The sequence below is a fragment of the Terribacillus aidingensis genome, from assembly GCF_900215625.1.
GTDB lineage: Bacteria > Bacillota > Bacilli > Bacillales > Amphibacillaceae > Terribacillus > Terribacillus aidingensis.
Genome location: NZ_OBEK01000001.1, coordinates 783,592 through 801,430 on the forward strand (window position 1 = coordinate 783,592; position 17,839 = coordinate 801,430).

At 43.8% G+C, this 17,839-nt stretch carries 14 protein-coding genes; 10 read left to right on the forward strand and 4 right to left on the reverse strand.

Annotated elements, in window-relative coordinates:
* Positions 1–41 precede the first annotated feature (41 nt).
* Entirely contained in the window at positions 42–1,694 is a 1,653-nt protein-coding gene (locus CRO17_RS03735; RefSeq protein ID WP_179636809.1) for a Na/Pi cotransporter family protein, read from the reverse strand.
* 469 nt (positions 1,695–2,163) lie between these two features.
* Between CRO17_RS03735 and CRO17_RS03740 the strand changes: the two genes are divergently transcribed.
* Positions 2,164–3,456, forward strand: coding sequence for an amino acid permease (locus CRO17_RS03740; RefSeq protein ID WP_097040069.1), 1,293 nt, complete (start codon positions 2,164–2,166; stop codon positions 3,454–3,456).
* Here the strand turns inward: CRO17_RS03740 and CRO17_RS03745 are convergent.
* Positions 3,433–4,053, reverse strand: a complete 621-nt coding sequence (locus CRO17_RS03745) for a LysE family transporter (RefSeq protein ID WP_097039376.1) — start codon at positions 4,051–4,053, stop codon at positions 3,433–3,435. The two genes, CRO17_RS03740 and CRO17_RS03745, sit on opposite strands and share 24 nt — an antisense overlap.
* Before the next feature lie 327 nt (positions 4,054–4,380).
* Between CRO17_RS03745 and CRO17_RS03750 the strand changes: the two genes are divergently transcribed.
* The 8 genes from CRO17_RS03750 (at position 4,381) to CRO17_RS03790 (ending at position 15,304) form a co-directional block, all read left to right on the forward strand.
* Positions 4,381–4,926 (forward strand): sigma-70 family RNA polymerase sigma factor, encoded by a 546-nt coding sequence (locus tag CRO17_RS03750; protein WP_097039378.1) that lies wholly within the window; start codon positions 4,381–4,383, stop codon positions 4,924–4,926.
* 166 nt (positions 4,927–5,092) lie between these two features.
* Positions 5,093–6,439 carry a UDP-glucose dehydrogenase family protein gene (locus tag CRO17_RS03755; RefSeq protein ID WP_097039380.1) on the forward strand — a complete coding sequence of 449 codons (1,347 nt, stop codon included), beginning with the start codon at positions 5,093–5,095 and terminating at the stop codon, positions 6,437–6,439.
* Between the two features lie 445 nt (positions 6,440–6,884).
* Positions 6,885–9,422, forward strand: coding sequence for a LuxR C-terminal-related transcriptional regulator (locus CRO17_RS03765; protein ID WP_179636811.1), 2,538 nt, complete (start codon positions 6,885–6,887; stop codon positions 9,420–9,422).
* Between the two features lie 90 nt (positions 9,423–9,512).
* Complete coding sequence (gene gloA2 / locus CRO17_RS03770; RefSeq protein ID WP_218839521.1) at positions 9,513–9,911, forward strand: SMU1112c/YaeR family gloxylase I-like metalloprotein; 399 nt, start codon at positions 9,513–9,515, stop codon at positions 9,909–9,911.
* Entirely contained in the window at positions 9,908–10,639 is a 732-nt protein-coding gene (locus tag CRO17_RS03775; protein ID WP_097039386.1) for a hypothetical protein, read from the forward strand. Before gloA2 ends, CRO17_RS03775 begins: the two co-directional genes overlap by 4 nt.
* 113 nt (positions 10,640–10,752) lie before the next feature.
* Entirely contained in the window at positions 10,753–12,300 is a 1,548-nt protein-coding gene (ppx, locus tag CRO17_RS03780) for an exopolyphosphatase (RefSeq protein ID WP_097039388.1), read from the forward strand.
* Between the two features lie 94 nt (positions 12,301–12,394).
* Positions 12,395–14,515: an RNA degradosome polyphosphate kinase gene (locus tag CRO17_RS03785; protein WP_097039390.1), complete on the forward strand. Its 2,121-nt coding sequence runs from the start codon at positions 12,395–12,397 to the stop codon at positions 14,513–14,515.
* 126 nt (positions 14,516–14,641) lie between these two features.
* A complete protein-coding gene (locus CRO17_RS03790) occupies positions 14,642–15,304 on the forward strand; it encodes a hypothetical protein (protein ID WP_097039392.1) in 663 nt (220 codons plus the stop codon).
* A gap of 134 nt (positions 15,305–15,438) precedes the next feature.
* Here CRO17_RS03790 and CRO17_RS17430 read toward each other — a convergent pair whose 3' ends face one another.
* The gene (locus CRO17_RS17430) at positions 15,439–15,591 is read right to left on the reverse strand and encodes a hypothetical protein (protein ID WP_179636813.1); all 153 of its coding nucleotides are present in this window, start codon (positions 15,589–15,591) and stop codon (positions 15,439–15,441) included.
* A gap of 36 nt (positions 15,592–15,627) precedes the next feature.
* Positions 15,628–16,665: an endo-1,4-beta-xylanase gene (locus CRO17_RS03795; protein ID WP_179636815.1), complete on the reverse strand. Its 1,038-nt coding sequence runs from the start codon at positions 16,663–16,665 to the stop codon at positions 15,628–15,630.
* Between the two features lie 242 nt (positions 16,666–16,907).
* On the opposite strand from CRO17_RS03795, the gene CRO17_RS03800 reads away from it, so the two are divergent.
* Positions 16,908–17,825, forward strand: a complete 918-nt coding sequence (locus tag CRO17_RS03800; RefSeq protein ID WP_097039397.1) for a proline dehydrogenase family protein — start codon at positions 16,908–16,910, stop codon at positions 17,823–17,825.
* Positions 17,826–17,839: the final 14 nt, after the last annotated feature.

A 17,839-nucleotide genomic window follows, 5' to 3' on the forward strand; every position in this document is an offset into this window, starting at 1 on the left:
ATAAAAGAGCTCCTGGTCATTTGCCAGGAGCTCTTTTTGTTTTAATTATTCACTCTATGCATATGCTTCGATTCCCCAAGCACTGCTTCAGCAATATTCACTGCATGGTCCCCGATACGTTCTAGGTTACTGATCATATCAATAAAGATAATACCGGATTGGCCGCTGCAGGAGCCTTCTGTTAGGCGCTGGATGTGCTGCTTGCGCAGTTTGCGTTCCATTGCGTCAATTTTATGTTCTTGCTGGATAACGAGTTTTGCTTGCTCTTTATCACTGTCTTGCAAGGAAAGCATCGCATCTCTTACGGTGTCCGTTGTAAGCAGGAACATCTCTGTTAAATCTTCCATTGCAGAGCTGGAGATTTTTACTTTGTTTGACTGCTGATATTCAACAAGCTCCACCATGTTTTCGAAATGATCACCAATACGTTCGATATCGCTCACCGCGTCAAGCAGAGCGCCATGTTCCTCTGATTCCTGTACAGAGAGCGACTCAGCGGAGATTTGGACTAGATAGTCTACAATCTTGCGGTCAAAGTTGTTAATCGCTTGTTCCAGCTGATACGCATTATCAGCGTGTTTGACTGACTTGGTTTGTAGATATTGATTGGTTGCTTCCAAACCTTGGACCGCGACATCACCCATGCGGATAACTTCTTGTTTTGCATTTCCCAGTGCTACGGAAGGGGATTGCTGAATCATAACAGGATCCAATTTGTTGGTGTTTAATTCAGCTAGCTTGTCTTTTCCAGGGATCAGCTTCGTTACGATCCAGGCGAGTACTGCAACAAATGGCAGCTGAATGAGCGTGTTCGTAATATTAAACGTTCCGTGTGCAAATGCGATTGTCATGCTTTCATTTAAATCCCATGTTGATTGCATCCACTGAACGAGTGCCGTATATGGAAGAAGTAAGATTAAGAAAATCACCGAACCTAGAACGTTAAACAATACATGTGTGAAAGCAGCTCGTCTCGCTGCAACGGATGCACCGATAGAAGCTAGCACAGCTGTAATTGTTGTTCCTAAGTTATCTCCGAAAAGAATCGGCAATGCTGCCTGCAAGTCAACAAGTCCTTCTGAATAAAGTCCTTGCAAAATTCCAATTGTTGCACTGGAGCTTTGTACGACAACAGTGAACAGTGTACCTGCTACTGTTGCTAAAATAGGATTGTCACTCATTTGTACGGTGAAATCATGAAAAGCATCCATGCCGCGGAGTGGTTTCATCGCACCGCTCATTAGCTCTAGTCCGTAGAACAAAGCACCAAAGCCAAAGAAGATTTGTCCTAAGTTGTTGATTTTCTTGTTTTTAAAGAAGAATAGTAATAATGCGCCTGCTGCAAGGATCGGCAGTGCATAAGCGCCAACATCAAGACCGATAATGAAGGCAGTGATCGTTGTACCGATATTGGCACCCATAATAACGCCGATTGCTTGGCGAAGTGTCATAAATCCGGCACTAACCAAACTTACTGTTATAACGGTAGTACCTGAACTGCTTTGAATCAAGACGGTCACAAGAATACCAGCGAGTACGCCCATAAGCGGGTTAGTTGTTAATTTATCCAAAATGTCACGTAATTTGTCGCCTGCAGACCGTTGCAGTCCGTCTCCCATTGACTTTATCCCAAAAAGGAATATACCTAATCCCCCGATAAACGAGAAGATCAGTTCTTGTACGTTAATTTCCACTATCGTCACCCCTGAGGTTTATTATCTGTCGCAAACACGCCTATTATGTCTAATTGTGAAGGTTATGTAAAGGTAATTTTGATAGTATTTACAAAAGCTTTACAAAAGTAGGGCTTTCTATAAGAAAGTGACCAATTAATAGGAAAAGATTGGAGAAGAGCAGTAAAAAAAGAGCTGTCCTTAGCGGCAGCTCTCTACATTCCAAGAAGATCTCTGTATCCGTTAAACACGATATATATCGTACCAATCATCATTACAGCGAGTAAAAATAACATAGAATAGAAAAAGGCTTTTTTTCCTTTAGACGGCATCGTGATGCTCCTTTTGCATAAATAGAATAATCTTATCTTACCACGCCTGTCTTACATAATTCCATCATTCCCTCCTCATACTAACGAAACAAGGAGGGAACGGTTTGAAAAAGCATCCAGGTAATAAAGGACAAGGCAAAACATCTAATTCAGGTAATATGAAGTGGTGGCAGCTGTCATTGATTGGGATTGGCTGTACCATTGGGACGGGATACTTTCTCGGGTCGGTAATCGGTATTCACTTGACTGGGTCATCGATTGTTATTTCGTTTGCATTGGCAGCGGCTGGTACGCTGATTGTTTTTCTATCTCTGGCAAAAATGACCGCTAGCGATCCGCAGGAAGGATCTTTTTGTTATTACGCAGGCAAAGCCTTTGGAGGCTGGGCAGCCTTAAGCTGCGGCTGGAGCTATTGGTGCTCGAATATCCTTATTATGGGCAGCCAGCTGACGGCGATATCTCTTCTGAGTAAGTTTTGGTTTGAGAATATCCCATTGTGGGTGTTTTCCGCTATTTACGCTGCGCTGGCTATTATAGTTGTTCTTGCTGGTGCAAAAGGTTTTAATAAGATGGAAAATATATTTGCGGTCGTCAAGACAGCTGCCATCACGATGTTTATTATCTTGGCTCTGCTTGTCTTATTCGGCGGTATTTCGACAGAGTCCACGTACAAACCGTTTCAGGAATCGTTTCTTCATGATGGATTCAAAGGCTTGTGGGCTTCTTTGATTTACGCGTTTTATGCGTTTGGCGGAATCGAGGTTATCGGACTGATGGCGATGCAGCTGAAGAAAAAAGAAGAAGCAGCCAAGGCTGGGACCGTTATGCTGATAGGTCTAGCTATTGTATACATTATTTCCCTGCTCCTGGCGTGCAGTTTAGTCGGCACACACGGGTTTCACACGAATGAAAGCCCGTTTGTTACGGCACTTGAAAAAACACCGCTCGGTTTCTTTCCGCATGTGTTTAACGCTGCGGTTATAATTGCGGGTTTCTCCACACTTTGTGCAGCTCTATTCGCTGTCACCAATTTATTAGTGACGTTAGCGAAAGACAAAGACGCGCCCCAACTCTTCGCGAAGAAATTGAAATATAAAGACTTGCCCTTAGCGAGTATGCTGCTTGCTGCGGTCGGGCTTCTGGCCAGTATTATTACGGCTTTGTTATTGCCCGGGAAAATATATGAGTACATTACCACGGCTGCTGGTTTGCTGCTGCTGTACAACTGGCTGTTCATTCTGGCATCAGCTTGGAAAAATGAGGATTATAAAATTGGTAATAAAGTGGTGTCTGTCATCGGTGCTGTCTTGCTGCTTGCTGGTATTAGCGGAACAGCCGTTGAAGCAGAAGTCCGACCGGGCTTATATGCAAGCGGCGGAGCTATTGTTTTGATCTTACTTATTGGTATTTGGGTGAAACGCAAGAAATCACAAAACACTGAGCACGCCTAAATAGCCGAAATAGATGCCAAAGCCTAGTAAAGACAAACCGGATACGAGTGTTATTCCTTGCAGCAGTTTATCACTGAGGAAGCGGCGCAAACTGCTGGAAAGCAGGGCGATGATATTGTCCCAGAGAAACACACCGACGAAAATGCTGATTGTATACAATAATAAATGGTTTCCTTCGCCGTGCTCGACGATCTTGGCTAATACAGAGCCGTATACGCCGACCCAGAACATAATGCTAATTGGATTGACGAGTGCAAGCAAAAATCCATAGCGAAGCCCTTGAAGCGGTGCGACGGTTGTCATACTGGCACGTGTCAATGTACGGGTCTTCAGCACACTTTCCACACCTAAATAAAGGAAGACAAAGCTTCCGAAGAAATAGAGGAAGGACTGCACAATGGGGATCATGATAACATGATAAAACCCGAGATACACAAGCAGCATATAAAGGATATCTGCCAGCATTGCTCCAACGCCGACAGACAGACTTTGAAGATAACCGCCTCGAATGCCTTTTTCCATCTGAGCGGCGTTAACTGGACCGACTGGTGCTGAAAGACTGATTCCTAACAAGATATAATTAAAGATACTTCCCATGCTTGGCCTCCTTTTGGCTGACTTATACAGCTTATTCAGCAACCAGGAGAGCTAGTCCAAGTTTTTATTTTACAAAATATTAATATGCACGCGAAAACACGCCTTTCTTAATGGAAAACGCGTGTTTTCTTTTTGTTTCTCTTTCAGGCGACAAATCCTGCAGTTAAGAAACTGTAAAAACCCCCTGTTTTTGCTTCATGATGTCGAAAGAAGTAAACTCGCCCTTTTATTGCAAAAAAATCGATTATAAGACAGAATAGCTGTGGATGAACAAAAAGTCCTAAATTAAGGAAAAGGAGGGACGACATTCATAAGCTGTTTTACCTAATGAAAATTAAAGGAGTGGATGAAAGAATGGATATTCGCAGTAAAGACTTTGACGCAATTCTTGATCAGTATAAAAACATGATTCACTACCACATCCACCGAATGCGAGTTCGAGATCCGCATGATGAGTTTCTATCAGAAGGTATTATGGCTTTATTCCTCGCCTGTAAAGGATATGATGAGACGAAAGGCAATTTTGACTCCTATGTAAGCAGAATGATCCGCTATCGATTGATTGACTACCTCAGAAAAATCATCCGCGAACAAGAAAAGACAGACCTCATTATTAATGAAGCCCACACACAAGCAGCCATTCAGCAAGAATTGGATTTTCTGGAGAAAGAGGAATTTTGGCAAAACGTCAAACGTACTTTAACAGATAAGCAGTATAAATATGTATACTGGCGCTTCGAACGCAAGCTGCCAATAAAAGAGATTGCTCGTATCGAGAATGCGACTGTCGATGCAGTTAAAAATTGGGGACGTGAAGTGAGACGCAAACTCAAGGAGCAGCCATTTATACTAGAATGTAAGAAAAACAGTTGATACAAATGAGCACCTCTCGTAACAAGGAGAGGTGCTCCGTTTTGTAAAGGGAATTTAAAGTTTGCTAAGAAAGTCTTAAGACTATGTAAATGTCCTTTTTTATCTGTGTTTGGGTGCTAGAATTCTTTTAACAAACATACTTTATTTAAAATAGGATGTGACATCAGTGGGAAAGAAAATCGCAGTTATCGGAACTGGTTATGTAGGACTGGTTACAGGAGTGGCGCTTTCTGATATTGGGCATCATGTATATTGTTTGGATGTAGATCCAACTAAAATAGATAAATTAAACCGCGGTATTTCTCCAATTTATGAACCTGAATTAGAAGAGTTGATTCAAAAGAATATGCAAGCAGACAGGCTGCATTTCACAACAGACCACAGCATCGCTTTCCAAAATGCAGAGGCTATCTATATTGCCGTAGGCACGCCAGAACGAGCAGACGGTTCTGCTAATCTTGACTTTGTACAGCAAGTAGCAAGAGATATTGCTGCCAATGTATCGGATCAAGGAGCAGTTGTCGTTACGAAGAGTACGGTGCCTGTCGGAACCAATAAGCTTGTAAAGCATTGGATTACCGAAGCGCTTGATCGTGATGTTGCAATTGAAGTCGTATCGAATCCAGAATTCCTTCGTGAAGGTTCTGCTGTCTACGATACATATAACGGTGACCGTATCGTAATCGGAGCGGAATCTGAAGAAGCAGCTAAACTAATTGAGGCAATCAACAAACCATTCGGCGTACCTGTTTTCCGTACGGATATCGAGAGTGCGGAGATGATTAAATATGCTTCTAATGCCTTCTTGGCAGCGAAGATCAGCTTTATCAATGAAATCGGCACAATCTGCGGTAAGCTTGGTGCGAATATTGAAGATGTTGCTGCGGGAATGGGAATGGACAAACGAATTGGCGATAAGTTTCTCAATGCAGGAATTGGTTACGGCGGTTCTTGTTTCCCGAAAGATACAAAAGCACTGATCCAGATTGCCGGCGGTGTGAATCACAAATTTGATTTGCTGGAGTCTGTAATCAATGTAAACAACAAGCAGCAGCAGCTTCCGCTCGATATTGCACAAATGGTCGTACGCGGCGGTTTGGAAGGCAAGAAAGTGGCGATGCTTGGTTTAGCATTTAAACCGAACACAGATGATATGCGCGAATCAGCAAGTATCGTTCTGGCGCACAAATTGGCAGACCTTGGCGCAAACATTACAGCATTTGATCCGATCGCCATGGACAATGCAAAACGTCTGCTTCCGGAATCTGTTCATTATGCAGCATCCACTGAAGAAGCACTGCAAGATGCAGATGTAGCTTTCATCGTAACGGAGTGGGATGAATTCAAGGACCTTCCGCTAACTGTTTTCGAACAAAAAATGAAGCAGCCGATCGTCATTGACGGCCGCAACTGCTACCCGCTCAGCTATGTAGAAACAGCGAATATCGATTATTATTCTATTGGACGTCCGTCTGTCATTCGTGCGGGCAAGTCCAATCAGCCAGCTAACTAAAATTGTAAATCCGACAGCTCCTGCTGTCGGATTTTTTTATGTTTTCTCTCAGTACTGCCGAGGTGTAAGGCCGGTATGTTTTAGCGGATGGCGTCGATTTAATCGGTGGGGACCAATTGACCTAGTCAGCGCCTCGAAGGCGGAGTTAAATAAACGGTATGGCTTTATCTGCGCCGATCGAGATAATGAAGGAAATGGCTCGCTGGAACGAAACAAAAAGAAGAGTTTTGATTGATATGAGCGCGTTATAGTGATGAATGGACAAGTTTTATCGTAAATAGAACATCTGCCGCTGGCGGCAATGTGACTTTTTTGATTTTAATGGTAATGCATCCAATATACTATTAATATTTGTAATTACAGATACAGAAATGCTAGATTATACCGCAAAATTCTACAATTTTTGCTATAATCAATGTAACTATGATGAAGAAGGTTGATGGCGATGAGGGAACGAAAACTTACTTTGGATCAATTGGCACATACAGGCACTATCGGACGGATGGAAATTGAGCGTATTAAGCCTGACAGTGTATGGGCCAATCTCGAAACTTGTAAGCTGACAACGGTGACGGCTCCTTCCGGATATGGGAAGACAACAATCTTAAAAGAATGGGCGGCGAAAACCAATCTGGAAGTTGGTTGGATCAGTTTAGGAGAAGAAGATATTCAGCGCGTCTCCTTTTGGAAGAAAGTGATTGTACATATGCCGGGTTTGCCGGAACAGGAACGCATTAACTTGCTGGATATTCTCCAGAGTACGTCCTTTTCGCCAACCCATTTCATTGCTACGCTTTGTACGTGTCTTCGTACGTATCAAGTGAGTGGTGCGTTAATCATTGATGACTTTCATATGATGATGGATTCTCCAGAGTTAGGAGAATTGATTACCTGGATTGAAGAAATGCCGGATACATATCATATCATCATCTCGGGTCAGTCTTTTACTGGGGTATCACTCAAGCGGCTGCTGCGTCATCAGCAAGTGCTGCAGATTACCAAACAAGACCTTATTTTGACAGTAGAAGAATTGCAGCAATATGTCGCAACGTATCTTCATAGAGAGCCGTCTGAAGAAGTAATAGCGAACATTATGCAGCAGACAAAAGGCTGGCCGGCAGGATTGCGGCTTGTTCATATGTATGAACAACTGCGCGAGGACTACGCCGATTTACAATTTTCAAATGTGACGGTAGCGCGCCAGCTTATTCAGGAAATTGTATATAGTTTATCGGAAAGCGAGCAGCATTATTTGCTTTGTTCGGCCGTACTAAATACAATGCATATTCGATTATGTGATCACCTTGCTGGGACAAGGCGCGGGCGTGTCATTATTAGACGATTGAAAACACAAGGTCTTCTCGTTGAGGGGCAAGAAGAATCGGGTTGGTTTTCCTTAAATCGACATCTTCGCAATTATTTAAGAGAGATGCTTGATATGCAAGCAGAAATAGATGTCAAGGAACTGTACAAACGGGCAAGTGACTGGTACGAAACGCAGCAGACGCTCGTCATGGCCATTCACTATGCATCAAAAGCTGGTGATCAGGAACGGCTGAAACGGCTAATCATAAAAGCTGCGCCCGCTCTTCTGGAGGAAGGACGTGTAGCGCAGCTGCAAGAATGGATAAGCATGCTGCCGCGCAAGTATATGTACCAGCTGGAGCTTGGCATCATTTACGGATGGGTCGTCTGCTTCCGCTTTCAGCCAGAGCTTGCCGAGCGGCAAGCTCATATGTTGGAGGAGCAGCTGCTCCGTCGGGAACTGCAGCTGACCGAAGAGGAAGAAAAGCGGTATTTCACCGATGTGTATACGTTGAAGACGTTCATATCCATATTGCAGGATGACGCAAAGAGCACACTCGATCATGCCAACAAGTCACTGGTGTACAGTCCGATTACAAGCAGCTATTTCTCCCACTCATTCGATTACAATCGTCACGACGCGACGATTATGCATTCTACGATTGGCGGTGGCGGTGACTTGCGTTCTGTTCACCGACTATATGAACGCTTAGCCCCGAAAATTACGAAAGAATCTGTGTTCAGCGGGTACTATCACATCTGCTTAGCAGAAATTGCGTATGAATGGGGACAGTCTGGAAAAGCGAAGCGCCACTTGGATGTAGCGCTCATGATTGCAGATTTGTTTGGCCTTCCAGGTTTGCTCGTGCCTGTCTATCTTTTAAAGGCACGTCTGGAGATAGAGCAGCAGGGAAATGCACAAGCAGCAAAAGCAACGCTGCACGCACTGAAGGATATGCTCACAACGAGCAACGCGCCGTCTGATTGGTTTAAAAAAGCAGAAGCTGCTCGCGTCCATATTGCCATTCAGCAAAACGATACAGATCGTATAAGAAATTGGCTTTCGTTATTTGTACTCCAGGAACCGCCGATTCAGCAGAAAAGCTTGTTTGAATATGTCACCCTTGTCCATGCTTATGCAGCATTAAATGAGCGGGAAACTGCGCTTAGTTACATTAAGAAGTTAATGCCCTTCGTCAAATTCGGAGGTCGGATAAGTGCGGAAATTGACCTTTTTGTTACGCAGGCAGTGTTGTTATATAACGATGATACAGATGCGGCATTAGCATCACTCAAACAAGCACTGCGACTCAGTGCGGATTCTAAATACATGCGTACATACTGGCTGGGCGGGGAGACGGTACGAAACATGGTCGAAGAGCTGATCCAATTAGAAGAAGTACCAAAGAAGCAAATCAAATACGTCGAACAAATCCTTGCCTACTGGTCAGAAGATACCCATGATCAACGCTTGCAGAGCAAGCTGACAAAACGAGAATTGCAGCTTGTTTATCAGCTGCAGTTAGGCAAACGTAACATTGAGATAGCACAAGAGCTGGCATTATCACTTGGTACTGTGAAAGTTTATTTCCATCGTATTTACGAAAAACTCGGTGTTAAAAATCGCAAACAAGCAAAGGAAATTGCAGCAGGTTTAGATTATTCCGAGATATTGTAAAGCTGCGCATATCTTTTGCAGAATATGCTGATTAGAGGAAGTTTTTGTAGTAGAATGGAAGAAATGGTAATGTCGGAAGGAGGCAGCGCTGTGCTGCAAGCTGTGCATCATATTGCAATTATTTGTTCGGATTATGCAGAATCCAAACGATTTTATACAGAGATATTAGGGTTGGAAACTATCAGAGAAACTTATCGGAAAGAAAGAGATTCTTATAAATTGGACCTCGCTCTAGGAGATACCTATGTAATTGAGTTATTTTCCTTCCCCAATCCGCCCGCTCGTCCAAGCTATCCGGAAGCTGCTGGTCTCAGACATCTAGCTTTTACCGTTCATGATGTCGAGCAGGAGACTGCGCGTTTAGAAGCGATGGGTGTAAAAACAGAGCCGGTGCGTATGGATCCTTTCACGGAAAGAGCATTTACCTTTTTCCGGGATCCAGATGGACTTCCAATTGAACTGTACGAAGAGGGAGGAGAAGCGAAGTGAAGAAAGAAACGCTGTTAATCGGTACGTTCATTCTCTTTCTTGGCGTTGCAGTCTCCGCTTTCTTTTACGTACAAAATAAATCTGTTACGAGCAGCTCGTTAAAAGCGAATGAACAGAAAGAGCAGTCTTTTGCGGCGAAAGCCCAGCTATCAACAGCTCCAAAAGAAGTGAAGATCGAACATATCGAAGGTGAATTTGCCCTTCAAAAAGAAATGATTGCAGATGAGGAAGAATCTGAATCGCTTGAAGAAGAGGCTGACACGGAAGAAGAAGATATGTTAACAACGGAAGAGATGGCTGAGACAGAAGAAACAGGAGACGACACATCCAGCTCTGATTCTGATGATGAGACGCAAACATATGATGACACAGCGCCTGCGAGAAGTTCTACTGGCACCAGCTCCTCCAGCTATAGCGATAACAGCAGTTCAGCAAGTTATAGGGGAAGCAGCTATTCTGGCAGCACGAGCGGCGGATCTTCATCCAGCAAGAAGGGTGAAACGGATGAGCCCGAAGAAGAGCCAAAGGTAAAAGAGCCCGAAGAAGAGAAACCAGTAAAGAAACCGAAACCAGAATCGAAACCAGAAGAACAAAAGGAAGAACAGGAACCAGTGAAGGAAGAGAAACCTGATTCTGAGGCAGAACCTGATAAGCCGGCGTATGAATCGGATCAAGATAAAAAAGAAGAAACAGAAGAAGAGACAAAAGAAATTAAGGCAGTAGGGTAATGCCTGCCAGTCGCACAAGTACAAATGTGCGGCTTTTCTTTTAGGCAAAATGTTATGACACGCTTACTTTGGGTAATATGGAGAAAAAGGCTGAAGATGTGAGGGGATTTGGAATGAAAACGAAGTATTATGCGATTATTGATATCGGTTCAAACACGATGCGACTCGTCGTGTATGTACGGGATAAGAGCGGTCGCATTAAAGAAAGAGAAAATGTGAAGGTTGTCGCACGCCTGCGCAACTATCTTAATACAGATGGTGTGCTGGATGAGAACGGAATCAAGACATTAATTAAGACATTGCAGAGCTTCCAAGAAGTGACGCGCTTTTATGAGTTGGAGACGACAACATGTGTAGCGACAGCGACTGTGCGTCACGCGAAAAACCAGCAAGAGATATTAGATTTAGTAGAGCAGAAGACGGATTTCCATATCAAGGTATTGTCTGATTATGAAGAAGCTTATCTTGGCTATTTGGCAGTAACGAACAGCACACCATTCCGCGATGGAATCACAATCGATATCGGTGGCGGCAGCACGGAATTAACGTATTTTGAAAATAAAGAATTGCGCTTCTATCATAGTTTTCCATTCGGTGCTTTGTCACTAAAGCGGCAGTTTGTAGCTGGAGAAAAGCCGACCGAAGAAGAACTTAACCAAATTCATACGTATGTTTGTGAGCAGCTTCGGACTTTGGAGTGGCTGGAAAACAAACAGCTGCCGGTTATTGCCATCGGAGGCAGCGCGCGGAATGTCGTGCAAATGCACCAAGAAGAAGTCGGCTATCCGTTAGCAGGTTTGCATCAATACAAAATGACAAAGCAGGATATCGAGAATATAGAAGAAGAGATTGCGCCGCTCAGCTTTGCAGAATTGCAGAAGGTCGATGGGTTGTCGAAAGACCGGGCTGATACTATTTTGCCGGCAATGCAAGTGTTCCGCTGCCTGCTTGATTATGTAGGCACAAGTGAGTTTGTACTAAGCCGAAAAGGACTTCGGGATGGACTTCTGTTTGAAGTGCTTCAGCGTCGAGAAGAGATGACACTGTTTTCAGACGTACTTGAGCGGAGCTTTGATGAGCTGGCGAAGGATTTTGAGATTGATGTTAACAAGGCAAAAGATCGGCAGGAAACAGCGCTGCAGCTGGCGAAGCTTGTAGAGAAGCAAGGATTGGTAACACTAACGGACCATGATATCTTCTTAGTAAGATATGCTGCGTATGTATATAACATTGGCGCGTATATCGATACAGAATCAGGTAATCAGCATTCTTTTTATTTGCTGGCCAATCGTACAATTGATGGACTGCTGCATAAAGATCGAATAATTTTAGCGCTGCTCGCATCTTTCAAGAATAAATCTTTCTACAACCGAAATGCAGAAGTGTTCCAAACATGGTTCCAGGAAGAAGAGCTGGCTCATTATCGCTTGCTTGGTGCAGTGATTAAACTAGCCAACAGTTTGCATGCGACAAAGCGCAATATTATATCAGCGATTGATTTGCAGCTAGAAGGTGCGGAGCTCGTATTGAGAGTTACATGTAAAGAAGATTGGCGTGCGGAGAGCTACCAGGTGGAAAAGCAGAAGAAACATCTTGAAAAGCAGCTGCGCCGCAATATCCAGCTCACATTCCAGGAAGACGCAACTTCCTATATTAGTTAAACTTTACACAAATTTTACAATTGTTTTACTGCTGAAAGTGGCTCAGCTGTTATAATAAAAGTGAAGAATATTGTCGAAAAGTGGTGCGTGGGATTTGAGAACAGAGGAACAGCTACGGATAGAATTGAATAACCCGAATTATTACAATAACCGAGAGTTGAGTTGGCTTGCTTTTAATGAACGAGTGCTGGAGGAAGCGCTTGATAAGCGCAACCCTTTGTTGGAGAGGTTAAAGTTTCTGTCAATTTTCAGTTCCAATCTGGATGAGTTTATCATGGTGCGAGTAGCTGGTCTGAAAGATCAAGTGAAAGCCGGATTCAACCGGCCAGAGAATAAGGCTGGCATGACGCCGAAACAGCAGCTCCAGAAAATAGGCGCCAAGGCACACCGACTCGTAGAAGTACAAAATAGTGTCTTTCAAGAGAGCATCATTCCGGAACTGCGAGAGGAAAAGGTGGAACTGCTTAAAATGGACCAGCTTTCCAGTGCACAGCTGCTTCGGATGGAAACATTTTTCGAAGAGGAGATCTTCCCTGTCCTTACACCGATGGCAGTCGATGCTTACCGGCCGTTTCCGATGCTGCTTAATAAGAGCCTAAACTTAGCTGTTTCCTTACTGGATGAAAGAGAGCTTGACGAGACGACCCAGCATAAGCGAGCGATTGTACAAGTACCCGCCGTACTGGATCGGTTTATTCCGCTTGCAGATACAGCCGAGGATGCGCTGCATTTCGTCTTGCTGGAAGATGTGATCAGCCATTATATCCACAAGCTCTTCCGCGGCTATCAAATCAAATCATCCACTGTATTCCGGATTACCAGGAATGCAGATCTGACAATTCATGAAGAAGGAGCTCGAGATCTGCTAAAGGTTATCGAGAAAGAACTGAAGAAGCGTAAATGGGGCGCAGCCGTCCGGCTGGAAATCCCGAAGCAGGAATATGATCTTAGTATGGTTAATTTCTTAACGGAGACGTTAGATATCCACCGGAAAGATGTATATGAGATTGATGGGCCAATTGACCTGACAAAGATGATGCAATTCTATAAGTTAGTTGCTCCCAAACGAGAACATCTGGTTTATGAAACACTCATTCCGCAGCCGCCCGCAGAGATTGAGACGGATGAAAATTTATTTGATGCGATCAATGACCGGGATATTTTCCTGCACCATCCTTACGAGTCATTTGAGCCGATTGTCGATTTCGTCTCAAAAGCAGCGGATGATCCGGATGTTCTGGCAATCAAGCAGACGCTTTACCGTGTGAGCGGTGATTCGCCAATTATTGATGCATTAAAACGAGCAGCAGAAAAGGGCAAACAAGTGACTGTCTTGTTCGAATTGAAAGCGCGTTTTGATGAAGAGAATAATGTGCAATGGGCAAAGGAGCTGGAGAAATCCGGCTGTCATGTAATTTATGGTATGACACATCTGAAAACCCACAGCAAAATCACGCTGGTAGTAAGACGAAAACATAACCGAATTGAGCGCTTTGTTCACCTTGGTACGGGCAACTATAATGATCAGACGGCCAAGCTGTACACAGATATGGGTTTGTTCACTTCGAAGCGGAAGATGGGTATTGATGCAACGAATTTCTTTAATTATTTGAGCGGATATACCGAGAAGCCAGCCTTCCATCATTTGTCGGTGGCACCATTTGATATTCGAGTCGATATTATTAAGATGATTGATGATGAAATCCAGATGCATAAGCGTTATAATAATGGACGCATTATCATGAAAATGAATTCTCTTACGGATAAGCCAATTATCCAGAAGCTGTACGAAGCATCTGTTGCGGGTATACAAATAGATTTAATCATTCGAGGGATCTGCTGCTTACGTCCGGGAATCAAAGGAATTAGTGAAAACATCCGAGTGAGAAGTATTGTTGGAAGATACTTAGAGCATACACGCATTTATTATTTCCATCATAACGGAGAAGAGAAAATTCAATTGTCTTCAGCGGATATGATGACCCGAAATATGGAGAAGCGAGTGGAGATCTTGTTCCCCATCTATGACGGACCGATTAAACGCCGCATTCGCAATATTCTTGATCTTATGCTTCAAGATAACAGCAAAGCGAGAGAGCAGGATGAATTCGGAGTCTATCATTATGTGACGCGAGGAGACAACGAAGAGCTGGTTGATAGCCAGATGACTCTATTTGCGGAAGCATATCGTTATATGATGGAGGATGAAGAATAGAGAATAGAAAAACAGGGCGCAGATTGCGTCCTGTTTTTATGTTTCGACAGAAATTTCTGGCAACTATTGTTATAATGGAACCTAGCAATTTGTCTAATAGTTTCATAATTTCAAGGGGGCAGTACATTGAAGGCATTTTTTCTTACATTACTAAGTATCGTTTTAGTAGCCGTCATTGGTACAGGAGCTTACATTTTCATAACAAAAGATGGAGGAAGCAGTGCGGATTCGAAGCAAAAAGAACAGCCAGCTGCTGAGCAAGCGGCAGCGGAACAAGAAGTTATTGAGATGGAGCCTGTGGAAGAAAACGAAGAAGGAGCTTCGCAGCTAACCAATCTCTCTGGCGGCACGAAAGATTTTCTTTCAACGCTAACATATAAGGACTATGATGCGTCAGTGGCGTATAGGAATGAAGAGCTCGCCAAACAAATTATCAGTGAACAGCATGCCTATTTGAATGATCTTACCGGATGGGGTCATATTGACAACGTAGATATTGACTATTTGGCGCAATCACAAGAATGGAAACAGCTGAAGGAGGACGTAGAGCGTCTGCGAACAGAAGGCTTTGCAGATTCTGAGGCAGTAAACGATATGTGGAATGCAGAGGCATTCATGCGCATTGCAGCCGACAGTGCAGATGTGAACAGCTTGCGGTATGTGCATCGTATCATCCATGACCTAGACGCAGAAATCAATGGAGCAGATGTGGACAAGATATGGGATGCAACACGGGCATTCGGTGCAGAGGCCGAGACGCAGGAACTGTATGAATATATTAAGGGATAAACAAGAGCAGAAGGGTATACGCCTTCTGCTCTGTTTTTGAGTTTGCTAGCGGAAAAGTAAAAGGGTCAACCAAAACATGCAAACGTATGAAGCAGTATCTGAATCAGCAGTTTCGGTCAAAAAGCGCAATCCGGCTAAATAGCTGCTTGAACCCGTTGGATGCGAACATCACTTTCACGGAAGCTATTGCGGTTCGTGTACAAACGTAAAATTTGTCCAGGTTTCAGTGGTCTTCTAAGTTCTGCTTGGCAGCCGCTCAAGCTGTAATCCAGTAATGTCGTCTCCATAGACTATGTATCGCAATCGTCTATCTCCTAAGCTGATTAGAATAACAGCTTCCGTTGTATTGTGTGATAAGCCTTTTTTGGCTGGCTGTTTTCATTAAATAATAATGGCTTTCCATCAGCTGATTCTTGTTCGGTGATCCAGCTATGGTTATCGGAAATGCCCCAAACTGTAAATTCTCCGCAGGCTGCTGTATCCAGACAGGCCTCCATGACATCCCTGTACCGCTCTGCTTGTATATTTTTCGCATCTCCATTGTTCAAGTTCTGCAATTTTACATCCATTTCTGTGACAGCTACTTGGAATCCAGCATCCTCGATCCGTTGGAACCACTCTGCGATACGATCCTTGGAGAAGCGAGTATCAGCAGCGTCTAGGTGCATCTGTGTGCCGATGCCGTCTATTGGGACGCCTTCTTCTTTCCAAGCGCTTAATGCCTCCAGCATCGCTTCTGATTTTTTGTTGGACATTTCCGTGCCAAAGTCATTGTAATAAAGATTAGCATCTGGGTTGGCCTCGTGCGCCCATTGGAAAGCAAGCGGAATATAATCCGGACCGATTGTACGCAGCCAAATGTTATCCCGGAGCGTGCCATTATCATGATACGCTTCATTTACAACATCAAAGGTGTCAATGCTGCCTTTATAATGTGTTACGATATTTTGGATGTGCGATTTTAGGATGCGTTCAGCCGATACACGGTCAACAGCCTGTTCTTGAACCCAAGCTGGCAGTGCTTCTCCCCAGACCAGTACATGACCGCGGATGGCAATATCATGCGCTTGAGCCATCTCAGTCATTTCATCCACTTTGACGTAATTGAAAGCATTTTCCTCAGGCTGCATGGCATCCATTTTCATTTCGTTCTCAATTGTCCAGCTGGAAAATTCAGTCGTCGCGAGCTCTTGATAGGCTGTATCTTCCATTAGCGCATCATACCGGATGGAAGAGCCAATACGTAAATCATCATTGTCTGCGAGTTTCCGTAAAGATTGTCTTTCCATCATATATCCTCCTAGTGCAATCCCGATAAGAAGGATAACTCCTCCAATCCAGATCCATTTATGCTTTTTCATGAAATGTCCTCCGCGTTTGTTCGACATTATGTGGTGTAAATCGAACCTTTAATAAGTACATGTTACCGTACGAACAGACAAGTAAACCAGTCAAGCGGAAATAATGAAGCATTTGGTTAATCTTTGTGTGAAACACACAAAAACAGTTGAAATGTTTGTCATTCCTGCATATTGTAAGCCCTTTCCCATCCGACTACAATGAACGTATAGCACATGTGCAAGTGAATTGGGAGGTGTTACAGTTGGAAGCTTTATCTCGCAATTTTTTCTTGTATCTATCAAAGAACCAGCAGTTGAACAAATTGGCCAGCCAATACGGCATTAAAATGGTGAAAGGGAAAATCGTTGGCGGCGTATCCTTCGATCAAGCCATTCCATTCATCCAGGAACAAAACAAAGCTGGTATGAGTGTAACAGTTGATCATCTAGGTGAGTATGTTGACGATCCACTAACGACTCTAGAGCGTACAAGAGGAATCGTCGCAGCGCTTGAGATGATCAAGGAAGAAAATCTGGATGCGCACGTTTCTTTGAAACTGACCGCACTTGGGCTGGATATTAGTGAAGAGCTTGTTCGCCTGAACTTGCGCCGGATCTTGACAGCTGCGGATCGTCTCGGCGTCATGGTGACGATTGACATGGAAGATTCAACGCGATGTGAGCAAACATTGAATTTGTTTCAAGAGCTCAGAGCTGATTACCAGCATGTGAGCACGGTCATTCAAGCGTATCTTTACCGCAGCAGTGAAGATTTGGATAGGATGCAGCATCTGCAGCCATTCGTCCGCTTAGTGAAAGGTGCCTACAAAGAACGGATTTCCGTTGCTTTCCAAGAAAAGCGAGACGTTGATGCCAACTATCGCAAACTTATCGCCAAACAGCTGGATAGCGGGAACTACACAGCTATTGCCACGCATGATGAGCGAATGGTGTCCTTTGCTAAACATTATGCATTGGAAAAAGGAATTGGGAAAGACAATTTTGAATTTCAGATGCTGTATGGTATGCGGAAGCAGCTGCAGGAAGAGCTCGTAAAGCAAGGCTATAAGGTTCGCATTTACTTGCCTTATGGAGATGACTGGTACGGCTACTTCATGCGCAGGCTGGCAGAGCGGCCGGCAAATATTGCATTTGCACTGAAAGGCATGACCAAAAAATAAACAAAAGGAGCGAT